16 protein-coding genes are annotated in these 14,524 nt (G+C 73.3%); 13 read left to right on the forward strand and 3 right to left on the reverse strand.

Annotated features, from left to right (window positions below; genetic code table 11):
- Nucleotides 1-560: 560 nt before the first annotated feature.
- From ADK86_RS00180 to ADK86_RS00200, 5 genes are all read left to right on the forward strand, one after another.
- Complete coding sequence (locus tag ADK86_RS00180) at nucleotides 561-1,445, forward strand: segregation and condensation protein A (protein ID WP_053694659.1); 885 nt, start codon at nucleotides 561-563, stop codon at nucleotides 1,443-1,445.
- Nucleotides 1,446-1,450: 5 nt separating this feature from the next.
- Nucleotides 1,451-2,131, forward strand: a complete 681-nt coding sequence (gene scpB / locus ADK86_RS00185) for an SMC-Scp complex subunit ScpB (RefSeq protein ID WP_053694756.1) — start codon at nucleotides 1,451-1,453, stop codon at nucleotides 2,129-2,131.
- Nucleotides 2,131-3,264: a pseudouridine synthase gene (locus ADK86_RS00190; RefSeq protein ID WP_053694660.1), complete on the forward strand. Its 1,134-nt coding sequence runs from the start codon at nucleotides 2,131-2,133 to the stop codon at nucleotides 3,262-3,264. Before scpB ends, ADK86_RS00190 begins: the two co-directional genes overlap by 1 nt.
- A gap of 83 nt (nucleotides 3,265-3,347) precedes the next feature.
- A complete protein-coding gene (locus ADK86_RS00195) occupies nucleotides 3,348-4,364 on the forward strand; it encodes an ADP-ribosylglycohydrolase family protein (protein WP_053694661.1) in 1,017 nt (338 codons plus the stop codon).
- Nucleotides 4,357-5,157 carry a DNA polymerase beta superfamily protein gene (locus ADK86_RS00200; protein WP_053694662.1) on the forward strand — a complete coding sequence of 267 codons (801 nt, stop codon included), beginning with the start codon at nucleotides 4,357-4,359 and terminating at the stop codon, nucleotides 5,155-5,157. Before ADK86_RS00195 ends, ADK86_RS00200 begins: the two co-directional genes overlap by 8 nt.
- Here the strand turns inward: ADK86_RS00200 and ADK86_RS00205 are convergent.
- Entirely contained in the window at nucleotides 5,110-5,838 is a 729-nt protein-coding gene (locus tag ADK86_RS00205) for a DNA polymerase beta superfamily protein (protein WP_053694663.1), read from the reverse strand. The genes ADK86_RS00200 and ADK86_RS00205 overlap by 48 nt on opposite strands.
- Before the next feature lie 121 nt (nucleotides 5,839-5,959).
- On the opposite strand from ADK86_RS00205, the gene ADK86_RS00210 reads away from it, so the two are divergent.
- From ADK86_RS00210 to der, 6 genes are all read left to right on the forward strand, one after another.
- Entirely contained in the window at nucleotides 5,960-6,451 is a 492-nt protein-coding gene (locus ADK86_RS00210; protein ID WP_234345607.1) for a YidB family protein, read from the forward strand.
- Between the two features lie 140 nt (nucleotides 6,452-6,591).
- Nucleotides 6,592-6,954 (forward strand): chorismate mutase, encoded by a 363-nt coding sequence (gene aroH / locus ADK86_RS00215; RefSeq protein ID WP_030370900.1) that lies wholly within the window; start codon nucleotides 6,592-6,594, stop codon nucleotides 6,952-6,954.
- Nucleotides 6,951-8,036 (forward strand): prephenate dehydrogenase, encoded by a 1,086-nt coding sequence (locus ADK86_RS00220; RefSeq protein ID WP_053694665.1) that lies wholly within the window; start codon nucleotides 6,951-6,953, stop codon nucleotides 8,034-8,036. The genes aroH and ADK86_RS00220 overlap by 4 nt, the downstream gene beginning before the upstream one ends.
- 143 nt (nucleotides 8,037-8,179) lie before the next feature.
- Nucleotides 8,180-8,893 (forward strand): (d)CMP kinase, encoded by a 714-nt coding sequence (gene cmk / locus ADK86_RS00225; RefSeq protein ID WP_234345608.1) that lies wholly within the window; start codon nucleotides 8,180-8,182, stop codon nucleotides 8,891-8,893.
- Nucleotides 8,842-9,564, forward strand: coding sequence for a lysophospholipid acyltransferase family protein (locus tag ADK86_RS00230; RefSeq protein WP_394297201.1), 723 nt, complete (start codon nucleotides 8,842-8,844; stop codon nucleotides 9,562-9,564). Before cmk ends, ADK86_RS00230 begins: the two co-directional genes overlap by 52 nt.
- A gap of 64 nt (nucleotides 9,565-9,628) precedes the next feature.
- A complete protein-coding gene (der, locus tag ADK86_RS00235) occupies nucleotides 9,629-11,089 on the forward strand; it encodes a ribosome biogenesis GTPase Der (protein WP_003986579.1) in 1,461 nt (486 codons plus the stop codon).
- A 96-nt stretch (nucleotides 11,090-11,185) separates the two neighbouring features.
- Here the strand turns inward: der and ADK86_RS00240 are convergent, their stop codons facing one another.
- Nucleotides 11,186-11,584 (reverse strand): hypothetical protein, encoded by a 399-nt coding sequence (locus ADK86_RS00240; protein ID WP_003986580.1) that lies wholly within the window; start codon nucleotides 11,582-11,584, stop codon nucleotides 11,186-11,188.
- Between the two features lie 225 nt (nucleotides 11,585-11,809).
- Complete coding sequence (locus ADK86_RS00245; protein ID WP_053694667.1) at nucleotides 11,810-12,640, reverse strand: hypothetical protein; 831 nt, start codon at nucleotides 12,638-12,640, stop codon at nucleotides 11,810-11,812.
- A gap of 589 nt (nucleotides 12,641-13,229) precedes the next feature.
- On the opposite strand from ADK86_RS00245, the gene ADK86_RS00250 reads away from it, so the two are divergent.
- Together ADK86_RS00250 and ADK86_RS45365 are read left to right on the forward strand one after the other, a co-directional pair.
- Nucleotides 13,230-13,892: a transglycosylase family protein gene (locus tag ADK86_RS00250; protein ID WP_030590881.1), complete on the forward strand. Its 663-nt coding sequence runs from the start codon at nucleotides 13,230-13,232 to the stop codon at nucleotides 13,890-13,892.
- 177 nt (nucleotides 13,893-14,069) lie between these two features.
- Nucleotides 14,070-14,522, forward strand: a complete 453-nt coding sequence (locus ADK86_RS45365) for a transglycosylase family protein (RefSeq protein WP_053694668.1) — start codon at nucleotides 14,070-14,072, stop codon at nucleotides 14,520-14,522.
- Nucleotides 14,523-14,524: the final 2 nt, after the last annotated feature.

Below are 14,524 nucleotides of genomic sequence, written 5' to 3' on the forward strand. Positions count from 1 at the left end.
GCTGGTCTGTGGGGCGGGGGTGCCCAGGGGGCCATCTCCTCGGCGCCTGGAGCGGCCGTCATGTATGGACGCAACCGGGGCTTCGGTCGCCTGCGGGGAGTGTCCCCCTGCACACCCCCTCCCGTCGGTTTGGCGAGTGCGGGCCGGTGGGGGGAGGGGGTAAAGAAGCCGGGTGCGCGCCCCCCATGTGGTGACGCTCGCCTGGCGTAGGCGCAGGGCCCCGGGCGGCTCCGCCTCGTGCGTAAGGCGCCGCCGGGGTCTGTAAGGACCCCCGCCACGGTGGCGGGAAAGTCGCCTACGGCGCGGGCTCGGGGACACGTAGGGGTCTCCCCGCAGGCGACCGAAGCCCCGGTTGCGTCCAGACTATTCGGCCGCTCCAGGCAACGAGGAGAGACCCCTGCGGGGCCCCGAGCCCCCACCACCGAACCCCGAGCGTCAAGGCGCACCCCCACCGGGGCAACCGCAAACCCACCGGCCAGAACCGCGCGCGCCTTGAGATTCGGCTGCCCCCCGGGAGGGCTACGCTTTGGGGGCTCGTCCGAACCCTTCCCTGGACCATGATGACCACCACCGAAGACCATGCCCCGTCGCTCGCGGACGGTGAGGCCGGTGACGGGAAGTTCACTGTTCGGCTGGAGAACTTCGAGGGGCCGTTCGATCTGCTGCTTCAGTTGATCTCGAAGCACAAGATGGATGTCACCGAGGTTGCCCTGTCCAAGGTGACGGACGAGTTCATGGCGCACATCCGGGCGATGGGGCCGGACTGGGATCTCGATCAGACCACCGAGTTCCTGGTCGTCGCGGCGACGCTGCTCGACCTCAAGGCGGCCCGGCTGCTGCCCGCGGCGGAGGTGGAGGACGAGGCGGATCTCGCGTTGCTGGAGGCGCGTGACCTGTTGTTCGCGCGGCTGCTGCAGTACCGGGCGTACAAGCGCATCGCGGACATCTTCAGCGAGCGGCTGGAGGACGAGGGGCGCCGCTATCCGCGTACCGTCGGACTGGAGCCGCACCACGCCGAGCTGCTGCCCGAGGTCGTGATCAGTATCGGGGCCGAGGGGTTCGCCGGGCTGGCCGTGAAGGCCATGCAGCCGCGGGCGAAGCCGCAGGTGTATGTGGATCACATTCACGCGCCGCTGGTGAGCGTCAGGGAGCAGGCGGAGATGCTGGTGGCGCGGTTGCGTGCGGCCGGTTCGGCCGTGTTCGCGGAGTTGACGGAGGACGCGCCGGACACGCTCACCGTCGTCGCGCGGTTCCTCGCGCTGCTGGAGCTGTACCGGGAGCGGGTGGTGGAGCTGGACCAGGAGCAGGCCCTGGGGGCGCTGACGGTCCGGTGGACGGGTGGTGCGGAGGCCGAGCCGGTGGTCACGGACGAGTTCGACCGGGGGCCGGAACAGCGGGACACGCGGACCGGTGAGAGCGAGGGAGAGCAGGTGGAGCCGGGGTGAGCGGCGTGGAGCAGGAGAGCACGACCGAGGCCGGGTCGGCTGCGGCCCGTCCGGCCGAGGACACGGCGCCGGTGGGCGCGCTCGGCGTCGCGGAGCTGGAGCTGCGGCCCGCGCTGGAGGCGGTGCTCATGGTCGTGGACGAGCCTGCGACGGAGGAGCACCTGGCCAGGGTGCTGGAGCGGCCCCGCCGCGAGGTGGCCCTGGCGCTGCGGGAGCTGTCGGAGGAGTACACGCGGCAGGGGCGCGGGTTCGACCTGCGGCTGGTGGCGGGGGGCTGGCGGTTCTACAGCCGGGGCGCCTACGCGGACGCCGTGGAGAGCTTTGTGCTGGACGGGCAGCAGGCCCGGCTGACGCAGGCCGCGCTGGAGACTCTGGCCGTGGTCGCGTACCGTCAGCCGGTCAGCCGTTCCCGTGTTTCGGCCGTACGTGGTGTGAACTGTGACGGCGTGATGCGCACCCTCCTTCAGCGGGGTCTGGTGGAGGAGGCGGGGACGGAACCCGAAACAGGTGCGATCCTGTACAGGACGACGAACTACTTTCTGGAGCGGATGGGCCTGCGCGGCCTGGACGAGCTCCCGGAGCTCGCTCCTTTCCTCCCGGAGGCGGAGGCGGTCGAGGGGGACTCCCGGGAAGGTGTTCCGTCGTTCGACGTAGACGACAGCGGCGACTCTCAGACGGATCATTGATGCGAAGCAGCGGCAGGAACAACAGGGACGCCGGTAGGGGCAACTACCGGGGTGCGGGCAACAAGAAGGACGAGAAGCAGCAGCGCGCCGGCCGGCCCCGTCCCGAGGAGCGCCGCTACGACGTGGGCGAGGGCGCGGGCCGGGGCGGCTCGGGCGGCCAGGGCGGCTCCGGCGGCCGCGGCGGCTCCGGCGCCCCCGAGCGCAAGGGCCGCGGCGCGGCGGCCCGCGGCGGCGCCAAGGGCGGTCCCCGTACGAGTCCGAAGGGCGGCGGCAAGCCCGGCGGCAAGGGCCAGCAGCGCGGTCGGGGGCAGGCTCCGGCGCGGCCCCGTGAGTACGACGCGCAGGTGGAGGAGCGTAATCGCGCCCGGCACAACAAGCCGCAGATCAAGACGCCGAAGACATTCGGCGACCAGGAGGGGGAGCGCCTGCAGAAGGTGCTGGCCCGGGCCGGTATGGGCTCGCGCCGCGCGTGCGAGGAGCTGATCGACCAGGCGCGTGTCGAGGTCAACGGGCAGATCGTCACCGAGCAGGGGGTGCGGGTCGACCCGGAGAAGGACGAGGTCAAGGTGGACGGCCTGACGGTCGCCACGCAGTCGTACCTCTTCTTCGCGCTGAACAAGCCGGCCGGCGTGGTCTCGACCATGGAGGACCCGGACGGGCGGCAGTGCCTGGGCGACTACGTGACCAACCGCGAGACGCGGCTGTTCCACGTGGGGCGGCTGGACACCGAGACCGAGGGCATCATCCTGCTCACCAACCACGGTGAGCTGGCCCACCGGCTGACCCACCCGCGCTACGGCGTGCAGAAGACGTACCTGGCCGCGATCCAGGGCCCGCTCCCGCGCGACCTGGGCAAGCAGCTGAAGGACGGCATCCAGCTGGAGGACGGCTACGCGCGCGCGGACCACTTCCGCGTGGTGCAGCAGACCGGCAAGAACTACCTGGTCGAGGTGACCCTCCACGAGGGCCGCAAGCACATCGTGCGCCGCATGCTGGCCGAGGCGGGCTTCCCGGTGGAGAAGCTGGTGCGGACGAGCTTCGGGCCGATCTCGCTGGGCGACCAGAAGTCGGGCTGGCTGCGCCGGATGACGAACACCGAGGTCGGGATGCTGATGCGGGAGGTCGATCTGTAGGCGCCGGACGCCTGGCACCGGCCTTGCGAGGTCGTCGGACCACCCCTTATTGTCACTGTGACGATTAAGGGGTGGTTCTTTTCATGGCGTCCGCCGCTACCGGATCGCTCATCGGGCTCGCGCTCGGTGACGCGCTCGGGTATCCGACCGAGTTCCTGGATGTGTCCGCGATCGAGGCCATGTGCGGCCCGTGGCGGGAGATGGCGCTGCCATCGCCCGCGTACGTGACCGACGACACGCAGATGACGATCGCCCTCGGGCTCGGCCTGCGGAAGGCCGCGGCGGGCGCGGGCGGCGCCGGCCGGCTGGACGCCGCGCATCTCGTTCCGCCCGTACGGGAGAAGTACGTCGAGTGGTGGCGTTCCCCGGACAACAACCGGGCGCCGGGCAACACCTGCCTCAGGGCGTGTCAGCTGCTCAGTGACCCCGCGCGGCCGTGGGTGGAGGCCGCCCAGGTCGGTTCGAAGGGGTGCGGTGCGAACATGCGGGTGGCGCCGGTCGGGCTGGTGCCGGAGCTGGGCCCGGAGCAGCGTTCCGGTGCGGCGCAGCTCCAGTCCGCGCTCACGCACGGGCACCCGACCGCGCTCGCGGCCGGCGACCTCACCGCGTACGCCGTACAGCTGCTCGCGGAGGGCGCCCGGCCCGAGGAATTGCCCGGTCTGCTGCGCTCGTACGCGGTCGGCAGCCGTACGGTCTACCGGGGCGACTGGCTGGGGGAGCTGTGGCGCCACGCCCAGGACCCGTCCCCGGAGCACTTCATCGCGCGCGGCTGGGACGACTGCCTCGGCGTGCTGGACCGGCTGGACGCCGCGCTGCGCGCCCCCGACCCGGAGGCCGACCCCTGCCTGGCCACCGGCGCCGGCTGGATCGCCGAGGAGGCGCTCGCCACCGGGCTGCTGTGCTTCCTGCTCTTCCCCGGCGAGCCGCTGACCGCGCTGCGCCGCGCCGCCTGCTCGTCCGGCGACTCCGACTCGATCGCCTGCCTCACCGGCGCCTTCGCGGGCGCCCACCTGGGGGCCGGGGCGTGGCCCGAGGAGTGGGCGGGCCGGATCGAGTACCGCGACGAGCTGCTGGCGCTGGGGAAGGTGTGGGATGTCTGACGGGGCGCGGGGCGGTGCGGTGCTGCGGGCGGCCGGGCTGCCCGATCTGGATCTGGGCGAGGTGACGGACGGGGAGGGCGATCCGCTGGTCTTCGCGACGGTCTCCGGCGCGCACCTGTACGGCTTTCCGTCCTGCGACTCGGACGTGGACCTGCGCGGGGCGCACCTGCTGCCCGCCGCCGCGCTGGTCGGCTTGCGGGAGCCGGACGAGACGCGCTCCTGGATGGCGGACCGGGACGGTGTCGAGGTCGATCTCGTCACCCACGATCTGCGCAAGTTCGCGCGGCTGATGCTGCGGCGCAACGGCTATGTGCTGGAGCAGCTGCTGTCGCCGCTGGTGGTGCGCACGAGCGCGCTGCACGAGGAACTGCTCGCGCTGGCGCCCGCCGTTCTCACCAGCCATCACGCCCACCACTACCGGGGCTTCGCGAACACGCAGTGGCGCCTCTTCGAGAAGACCGGGGAGCTGAAGCCGCTGCTGTACACACTGCGGGTGCTGCTGACCGGCATTCACCTGATGGGCAGTGGGCAGGTGCTGGCCCATCTGCCCACGTTGACCGAGCTGGTGGCGGCGCCCGCGTACGTACCGGAGCTGATCGCGGCCAAGGCCGAGGCGGAGCACGGGTCCGCCGCCGAGCTGGTGGACCCGGAGCGGCTGCGGGCGGACGTGGCGGAGCTGCACGGGCGGCTGGACGCGGCGCAGGCCGCCTCCGCGCTGCCGGACGCCCCCGGCGGCCACGACGCGCTACACGACCTCCTCGTACGCGCCCGCCTCGGCGCAGCGGAGCGCTGACGCGCGCCGGGTCCGGAACAGGAAGTCCTCGACGCGGCGGCGGTCCGGCTCCGGCGGCAGCGGGGAGCCGGGCTCGGCCGCCGCGGCCTGCTCGGCCAGTACGGTCATCCGGCGCTCGACCTCGGGCCAGGGGACCTCGCCGCGCTTGACCGCGAGCAGGTCCTCGCGCGCCTCACCGACGTCCAGCGTCAGTACGCCGGTACGCAGCAGGTCGCGGACGCCGTGCAGGAGCCGCAGCAGGTGCATGGCGTGCTTCCAGCGGGGCGCGCCGTGCTGCCGTACGTCCGCCTCCAGCTTCTTGAGCTGGCCGGCCGCGTAACCGGTGAAGGTGCGGTGCACCTCGCGGGAGAGGAACGCGCCGCGCAGCGCGAGGAGTTCGCGGCCGGTGGCGTCGGCGTGCTCGACGAGCGGGGAGTGGAGGCACTCCAGGATGTTCGGGTTGGCGCGCAGCGCCAGCTCGCAGAAGCGTTCCAGCTCCCAGGAGAACTCCTCCTCGCGCGGTCCTTCCACATGGGTCGGCGGCTTTTCGAAGCGCCAGAACAGCGGGGTGGGCGCGAGGTAGACGCCGCGCCGGTCGGTGTCGCTGGCGCCGGTGGCGAGTCCGAAGGCGCGCGAGCCCATGACACAGGCGTAGACGGTGTGTCCTGTGACCAGGGCGTGGCCTGCGGCGGAGGTCGGCATGCAGGGGATTGTGGCTGGTGGGAGAGGTCGGCGCCAGTCGGTTTCGGGTGGCGGAAACCCCGGGCGTCGGTACGTTTGAATGAAGTCACTCGTCGCGCGGTCCTCATCGACATTGCCGGTCATGCGCAAGGCGAAAGGCAGCATGGACATGACGAGATCACCAGACCTCGGGAGACTGATGGGCGGGCTGCCCGGCGGCGGCCAGGGCGGAGCGGGAGGAGACCTCGTCGGATCGCTGCTGGGAGCGCTCGGCGGCACCGGCCCGGGAGGGTACGGCGGCCCCGGCCACGGAACCGGCCCCGGCGGCCGGGGCGGCATACAGGCCGTGCTCGGCACGCTCCTGCAAGGAGAACTGGGACGGCAGGCGCACTCCTGGGTGGGGCGCGGCGCCAACGAGCCGGTCACCCCCGAACAGGTCGAGAAGGCCCTGCCCGACGAGACGCTGAAGCGGATAGCGGACGAGAACGGCGTCAGCGCCCAGGAAGCGGCGGAGCAGCTCGCGCACGCGCTGCCGCAAGCCGTGGACCGGCTGACGCCCGACGGCGAGATACCGCAGGACCCGCTGTTCCAGGACCTCGTCGCCCGCCGCTCCCGGGCCGTCGGGCGGCCCTGAGCACAGGCGTCCACGTCCCACCACCGGCCGGTCCGTGTCTCGCGGACCGGTCGGCTTCGTGATCGCTGCCCGGATCTGGCTAGGCTTGCGCCCAGGAGTCGGCGGCGGACGCCGCAGGTGGAACCCAGGGGAGCGGTGACGTGGCGGTACGAGCGGTGCGCGGAGCCGTGCAGCTGGAACGGGACGAAGCGGGGCATATGCATGAGCAGGTGTCCGCGCTGCTGACCGCCGTTCTGGAGCGCAACGGGCTGACCCCGGACGACCTGATCAGCATGTGGTTCACCGCCACCCCCGACCTGCACAGCGACTTCCCCGCGGTCGCCGCCCGGCAGCTCGGCATCACCGACGTGCCGCTGCTGTGCGCGCAGGAGCTCGACATCGCGGGCGCCATGCCGCGCGTGGTGCGCGTCCTGGCGCACGTCGCGACCGAGCGCACCAAGGCCGAGATCGCGCACGTCTACCTCGGTGCCGCCGGTGCCCTGCGGAAGGACATCGCCCAGTGAGGACCGCGCTCGTCATCGGCACCGGCCTGATCGGTACCTCCATCGCCCTCGCGCTGCAGTCCCGCGGCATCCAGGTGTACCTGGCCGACCACGACCCGGCGCAGGCCGAGACCGCCGCCGCGCTCGGCGCCGGCACGGCCGAGGAGCCGCCGGGCCCGGTCGACCTGGCGGTGGCTGCGGTGCCGCCCGCCCACGTCGCGCCGACGCTGGCCGCGGCGATCCGGCGCGGCTGCGCCCGCGCCTACCTCGACGTGGCCAGCGTCAAGGGCGGCCCGCGCCGCGAGCTGGAGGCGATGGGCTGCGACCTGTCGGCGTACCTCGGCACCCACCCGATGGCGGGCAAGGAGCGTTCCGGGCCGCTCGCCGCGACCGCCGAGCTGTTCGAGGGCCGGCCCTGGGTCCTCACGTCGGCCGAGGGCGGCGACACCGAGGTCCTCAACATAGCTCTGGAGCTGGTGGCGCTGTGCCGCGCGGTGCCCGTCGTCATGGAGGCGGACGCGCACGACCGGGCCGTCGCCCTGGTCTCGCACACCCCGCAGCTGGTCTCCAGCCTGGTCGCCGCCCGCCTCCAGGGCGCCGACGAGACCGCCGTACGGCTGTGCGGGCAGGGCATCAGGGACGTGACCCGGATCGCCGCGTCCGCGCCCCGGATGTGGATGGACATCCTCGCCGCCAACCCGGGCCCGGTCGCCGACGTGCTCAGCGAGGTCTCGGCCGATCTGGAGCGCACGGTGGCGGCGCTCCGCGCGCTGGAGGCCGCCGACGACGAGGAGCGTGCCGCGGGCGCCCGCGGCGTCGAGGACGTGCTGCGGCGCGGCAACGCCGGCCGCGAACGGGTGCCGGGCAAGCACGGCGCCGCCCCGGCCGCGTACGAGATCGTCTCGGTGCACATCGGCGACCAGCCCGGCGAGCTGGCCCGGATCTTCGCGGACGCCGGCCGGGCCGCGGTCAACATCGAGGACGTACGGATCGAGCACGCCACCGGCCAGCAGGCGGGCTTCATCCAGCTCATGGTCGAGCCGCAGGCGGCGCCGGTGCTCGCCGCCGAGCTGCGCGAGCGGGGCTGGTCGATACGGCAGTAGGGTCCGCCGTCCGCGCCCCGGGCCCGCTTCCCGGGCAGGGGCGTACGGGCTGCACGGGGCGCCCCTGCTTGCCAGTAACCTTGTGCGGGGCCCCGTGCGGCGGCCCCCGTCCAGCCCCGTGATCGAGGAAGGTGCCCGACACCGTGGAAACCCCCGCCCGGACCGCCCCGGCCGCAGTGATTGTCGCCATCGACGGCCCCGCAGGCACGGGCAAGTCCAGCACCTCGAAGGCCGTCGCCGCCAAGCTCGGGCTGGGCTACCTGGACACCGGGGCCCAGTACCGCGCGATCACCTGGTGGATGCTGAACAACGGCGTCGACGTGAACGACGCCGTCGCCGTGGCGGACGCCTCCGCCAAGCCCGTGATCGTCTCCGGCACCGACCCGGCCGCGCCCACCATCACCGTGGACGGCCTGGACGCCGCGGGCCCCATCCGTACCCAGCAGGTCACCTCGGCGGTCAGCGCCGTCAGCGCCGTCCCCGAGGTACGCACCCGCATCACCGAGCTGCAGCGCGAGATCGCCGCCGCGGCCCCGCACGGCATCGTCGTCGAGGGCCGGGACATCGGCAGCACCGTACTGCCCGACGCCGACCTGAAGGTCTTCCTCACCGCGTCGCCGCAGGCCCGCGCCGCCCGCCGCAGCGGCGAGCTGACCGGCAAGGACGCCGCCGACCTGGCGGCCACCCAGGCAGCCCTGATCAAGCGGGACGCGGCCGACTCCTCCCGGAAGACCTCGCCGCTGGCCAAGGCGGACGACGCGGTCGAGGTGGACACCACCGACCTGACACTGGACCAGGTCGTCGAGTGCGTGGTCACCCTCACCGAGGCGGCGATGGCCGCGAAGGCGGCGCGGTGACGCGCAGCGGACGGGCGGCGGACGGCGACCGGACGCCGAGCGCGGCCGGTGCCGCGGTCGGGCGGCGGATCGGCATCGGCCTGATGTACGGGCTGTGGAAGCCGCGGGTGCTGGGCGCCTGGCGGGTCCCGGCCACCGGGCCGGTGATCCTCGCGGTCAACCACACCCACGGTCTGGACGGCCCGATGCTGATGGGCACCGCGCCCCGGCCGGTGCACTTCCTGATCAAGAAGGAAGCGTTCGTCGGCCCGCTGGACCCGTTCCTGCACGGTATCGGCCAGGTGAAGGTGGACCGCTCCGGCACCGACCGCAAGGCCGTCACCGACGCGCTGACCGTGCTGAAGAACGACGGCGTGCTGGGGATCTTCCCGGAGGGCACCCGGGGCGAGGGCGACTTCGCCTCGCTGCGCGCCGGCCTGGCGTACTTCGCGGTGCGCTCCGGCGCCCCGGTGGTGCCGGTGGCCGTGCTGGGCAGCGCGGAGCGCCGCAGCCGCGTCGTCAAGGCGGTGCCGCCGCTGCGCAGCCGCGTGGACGTGGTCTTCGGCGACGCGTTCGCGGCCGGTGACGGCAGCGGCCGGCGCACCCGTACGGCGCTGGACGCGGCGACGACGCGCATACAGGAGCGGCTGACCGCTCACCTTGCCCAGGCCAGGCGCCTGACCGGGCACTGAACGAGACTTGTAGGGCGCCCGCGCACCAGCGGGCGCCGTTGACGGAGAACGAGGAACGGACTTCATGAACGACCAGATCCCGACCGGCGACGAGCACGGTGCGCTTGGTGACGCCGAGTACACGGAGTTCATGGAGCTCGCCGCGCAGGAGGGCTTCGACCTGGAGGAGGTCGAGGGCGACATCGCCGCGGCCGGGCACGGCCCGCTGCCCGTCCTCGCCGTCGTCGGCCGCCCCAATGTCGGCAAGTCGACCCTGGTGAACCGCATGATCGGCCGCCGTGAGGCGGTCGTCGAGGACAAGCCGGGCGTCACCCGCGACCGGGTCACCTACGAGGCCGAGTGGAACGGCCGCCGCTTCAAGGTCGTCGACACCGGCGGCTGGGAGCAGGACGTCCTCGGCATCGACGCGTCGGTGGCCGCCCAGGCCGAGTTCGCGATCGAGGCCGCCGACGCGGTGGTCTTCGTGGTGGACGCCAAGGTCGGCGCCACCGACACCGACGAGGCCGTGGTCAAGCTGCTGCGCCGGGCCGGCAAGCCGGTCGTGCTGGTCGCCAACAAGGTGGACGGGCCGTCCGGCGAGGCCGACGCCGCCATGCTGTGGTCGCTGGGCCTGGGCGAGCCGCACCCGATCTCCGCGCTGCACGGCCGCGGCACCGGCGACATGCTCGACGCCGCCCTCGAAGCGCTGCCCGAGGCGCCCGAGCAGCTCTTCGGCACCCCGCTCGGCGGGCCGCGCCGGATCGCGCTGATCGGCCGCCCGAACGTCGGCAAGTCCTCGCTGCTGAACAAGCTCGCCGGCGAGGAGCGGGTGGTCGTCAACGAGATGGCGGGCACCACCCGCGACCCGGTCGACGAGCTGATCGAGCTGGGCGGCAAGACCTGGAAGTTCGTGGACACCGCGGGCATCCGCAAGCGCGTCCACCTCCAGGCGGGCGCCGACTACTACGCCTCGCTGCGCACCGCGGCCGCCGTGGAGAAGGCCGAGGTCGCGATCGTCCTGATCGACGCGAGCGAGTCCATCAGCGTCCAGGACCAGCGGATCATCACGATGGCCGTGGAGGCGGGCCGCGCGCTGGTCATCGCGTACAACAAGTGGGACCAGCTCGACGAGGAGCGCCGCTTCTACCTGGAGCGGGAGATCGAGCGGGACCTCGTGCAGATCCCGTGGGCGATGCGGGTCAATGTCTCGGCGCGCACCGGCCGCCACATGGACAAGCTGGTCCCGGCGATCGAGACGGCGATCGAGGGCTGGGAGACCCGGGTGCCCACCGGCCGTCTGAACGCCTTCCTCGGTGAGATCGTCGCCGCCCACCCGCACCCGATCCGGGGCGGCAAGCAGCCGCGCATCCTCTTCGGCACCCAGGCGGGCACCAAGCCGCCGCGCTTCGTGCTCTTCGCCTCCGGCTTCCTGGAGGCCGGCTACCGCCGCTTCGTCGAGCGCCGGCTGCGCGAGGAGTTCGGCTTCGAGGGGACGCCGATCCACATCTCGGTGCGGGTGCGCGAGAAGCGCAGCAAGAAGAAGTAACAGCGGCACGAAGAAGGCGGGGCGGCTCTTGCGGGCCGCCCCGCCATCGTTTCCGCGTACGGGCGTGGGGTCACGCCTGCCGTACGGAGGGACCGGTCAGTGCCCGTGCGGCCGGTACTCGCGGGGTGCCGGCGGCAGCGCCGGGGGGAAGTGGCCGCGCGCGGGGCCGCCCGCGTGCTGCGGGTGGCCGTGGTACTGCTGGCGGGCGGCGGGCTCCCAGTGGCCGGCCGACGGGAGGTGGCCGGTCGCGGTGGTCGTACGGCCCCAGATGCTCCGCATCGCCTCGGCGCTCAGCCCTTCCTCGCCCGAACGGTCCCCCGGCAGCGCCCGGAAGGAGCGGCGGTACTCGGCGTACAGCGAGTCGTAGATCGGCGTGGCCGACACGGGGGCGGCGTGGGGGGCCGTCACGGTCGCCGTGGTCGCGTCGTGCGACGGGCGCATGCCGGGGATCTGGTAGGGATACGGGACGCGGGTGGACGGGTCGTATGGATGCACGTCTGTGCCAACGACCCCGATGCTCCCGGGATGCGGCCTTGGCGAAGAATCGGCTGATCGGCGGGGAGCGCGCGACCGGCTCACCACCGGCTCGCCGGGCGGCGCCCGGCCGGACCGGCGGCCGCCACATGCCGGAAGGCCGCCCCGCGCCGCTCGGTACGAGCACGGCACGGGACGGCCTTCCGGTGCGGCCGCCCACCAGGACCGCCGGGAGAGGGCTTCGGATCAGGTGCCCGCCAGCGGCATCGCGGCGGCCACCAGCTTGCCTTCGGCGGCGGCCTTCTCCATGGCCTCGCGCATCAGGTCCTCGCGCGGCTGGTGGCCGATGGCGCCGACCGGTGCCGCGTACACCAGCACGGTCTGCGCCTTGCCGGCCGCGGTGCGCCAGCCGTCCGAGACGGGCAGCGGCTGGTGCGCCTGCCACCAGGAGACGGGCTGGCCGCCGTCGGTGCCGGGCTGGAGGATGGCGTGCAGCCGGCCGGCGGCCAGCAGCACCGACCAGCCCGGGTTGGCCGCGGGCAGTACGGACATGTCCGTGACCGGCGCGAAGCCGTGCTCCAGGAGCAGCGGGAGGAACGCGTCGCCCGGTTCGGTGGAGCCGGGGCGGGCGATGGCGCCGGCGGGCTCGACGACCAGGGCGGGGCGCAGGTCGTTCTCGACCAGGACCAGACCGCAGGTGACACCGAGTGTCGCCTGCCGGGGCTCGCCCGGGAGCGCGGCGAACGGGGTGGCGGGCGGTCGGCCCGAGGGCGCGGCCTCCGTCCCGTCCGCGCCGCCGTCCGCGCCGGTGATGGAGCGCACCGCGCCCTGGAGCTGCTCCTCCGAGACCGGCACGACCTGCGAGGGAATGCACGACGCGTGCGCGAACGCGAGCACCGCGGTCTCCTCGCCCACGAACAGGACGGTGCTGGTGCGCTCCTGGTCGCTGTCGCCGGGGGTGCGGCAGGAGGTGCAGTCGTAGTTGCCGGGGGCGTTGCCACCGGCCAGCAGGCGGTCGGCTTCTTCGTCACCGATCTCGGCGCGTACGTCGTCACTGACGTCGAGCATGCGCGGCACGGATGGCTCCTCGATCGTTGCGCGGGCTTGCCGGGCGGTCCCCGGCTCGTACAGGGACAACGGGCGATCTGTGGCCGGGGTCACGCGTGGCGGGGCGCGCGATCGAACCGTTCGAAGCGCAGCGTGAGATGCGGCCCGGAACCGCTCACTCCCTGCCATCCGGTGCGGGGGGCACGGAAGTTCCGGTGGTGAACTGGGTCACAGATCGCCGGAGCGGCTGGCGGATATATGCGGAAATCGGCGAATCAAGTGGGTGGCCTAAATTGGCCGATACCTCCGGTAACGCCCGACTGGCCAGGCGGGACGGCGGCGCGGTTGATAACGGGGCGTCAGCCTTCCTACATTCTCCGGCCGTGTGCACCGAGCACCACCCGGGGACGCCCGCCGTCCGCTTCCACCACCGGCCCGCACCACGGCCGGTACGCCGAGCACGACACGGCGCCAGAGCCGCGTCGTGTGGCACCGGATGCATCACACGCAGCACCACCGAGCACCACCCCGCGGCGGGCGGGGTGCCGCGGACCGCGGGCGCCGGACGCGCCGGCACCGCGGCATCCGGGGGAGACCCGGGGCCGTGGAGAGGGAATCCATGCCTTTCACGAAGGGCGTCATACGTCGTGACATCGCCGCGCTGGCAGGGGCGGCACTGATCGCCCCGCTCGCGCTGGTGGCCGCCACCGCCGGACCGGCGCAGGCGGCGGACGCCGGAGTGTGGGACCGCATCGCCCGCTGCGAGAGCGGCGGCAACTGGCACATCAACACCGGCAACGGCTTCTCGGGCGGCCTGCAGTTCACCCACAGCACCTGGCGCGCGCACGGCGGTACGGCCTACGCGCCGACCGCCGCCCAGGCCAGCCGCGCCCAGCAGATCGCCGTGGCCTCCCGGGTCCAGGCCAACCAGGGCTGGGGAGCCTGGCCCACCTGCGCCGCCCGCGCCGGGGCCCACGGCAGCGCCCCCAAGGCGCCGAAGGCACACCGGTCGGGCAAGAACAGCAGCCGGCAGTACGTGCGCAAGGACGTCCGCCGCGACGTACGCGCCAAGGTCGGCAAGAAGGCACGCGGTACGGGCGGGTACGCCGACCGCGGCCGGATCCGGGCCGCCGCCGGCGGCTACACGGTGCGGCAGGGCGACACGCTCAGCTCGATCGCGGCCGCGCACAACATGGGCTGGCAGCGGCTCTACGCGGCGAACCGGGCCGCCATCGGCGGCAACCCGCATCTGATCGTCCCGGGGCAGCGGCTCAGCGTCTGAGCCGTGGGGGACGCGGCCCGGTTCCCGTGGGCGCCCGCGGGAACCGGCACGGCCCCGCCCCCCGCCCCTGTACAGGAGCCGAACGCCCCGTCCGGTCGTCCACCGACCGGGTGGGGCGTCGCGCTGTCGGCGGCACAGCGGAGGCGACACGCCCGGACCCGTGCCTAGCGTGAGCCGATGTCCCGTACTTTTCGAACGCTGAAGCCCGAGCGTCTCGGGAAAGCAGGCCGCCTCAGAGCGGCCGTCCTGTCCTTCGTCCCGGCCGTCGTCCTGCTGTGCGTGCCCGCCGGCGCGCAGGCGCGGGACACGGAGCAGCACCTGCCGTCCCCGGCCGGCTGTTCCCTGTCCCGGGGAGTGTGGAACTGCATCGCCGAGTGCGAGAGCGGTGGCGACTGGCGCAAGAACACCGGAAACACCTACTTCGGCGGACTGCAGTTCCGGCAGTCGACCTGGAAGGAGCACGGCGGTCTGGCCTACGCGCCGCGCGCCGACCTCGCCACCCGCGAGCAGCAGATCGCCGTCGCACGGCGGGTGCAGCGCGTGCAGGGCTGGTCGGCCTGGCCGTACTGCGCCAAGCGGTACGGGCTCGGCAAGCGGAGCCCGGCCCCCGGCGGATCACCGCCGGGGTGAGG

The sequence above is a fragment of the Streptomyces sp. NRRL F-5755 genome (assembly GCF_001279365.1).
Taxonomy (GTDB): domain Bacteria; phylum Actinomycetota; class Actinomycetes; order Streptomycetales; family Streptomycetaceae; genus Streptomyces; species Streptomyces rimosus.

Bases quoted from the DNA above. Each gene is read 5' to 3' on its own strand.
- ADK86_RS00210 (WP_234345607.1), top strand. From the start codon at position 5,960: ATGCGCAAGGCGAAAGGCAGCATGGACATGACGAGATCACCAGACCTC.
- ADK86_RS00180 (WP_053694659.1), top strand. From the start codon at position 561: ATGACCACCACCGAAGACCATGCCCCGTCGCTCGCGGACGGTGAGGCC.
- der (WP_003986579.1), top strand. From the start codon at position 9,629: ATGAACGACCAGATCCCGACCGGCGACGAGCACGGTGCGCTTGGTGAC.
- ADK86_RS00195 (WP_053694661.1), top strand. From the start codon at position 3,348: ATGGCGTCCGCCGCTACCGGATCGCTCATCGGGCTCGCGCTCGGTGAC.
- ADK86_RS00200 (WP_053694662.1), top strand. From the start codon at position 4,357: ATGTCTGACGGGGCGCGGGGCGGTGCGGTGCTGCGGGCGGCCGGGCTG.
- ADK86_RS00205 (WP_053694663.1), bottom strand. From the start codon at position 5,838: ATGCCGACCTCCGCCGCAGGCCACGCCCTGGTCACAGGACACACCGTC.
- ADK86_RS45365 (WP_053694668.1), top strand. From the start codon at position 14,070: ATGTCCCGTACTTTTCGAACGCTGAAGCCCGAGCGTCTCGGGAAAGCA.
- ADK86_RS00250 (WP_030590881.1), top strand. From the start codon at position 13,230: ATGCCTTTCACGAAGGGCGTCATACGTCGTGACATCGCCGCGCTGGCA.
- ADK86_RS00190 (WP_053694660.1), top strand. From the start codon at position 2,131: ATGCGAAGCAGCGGCAGGAACAACAGGGACGCCGGTAGGGGCAACTAC.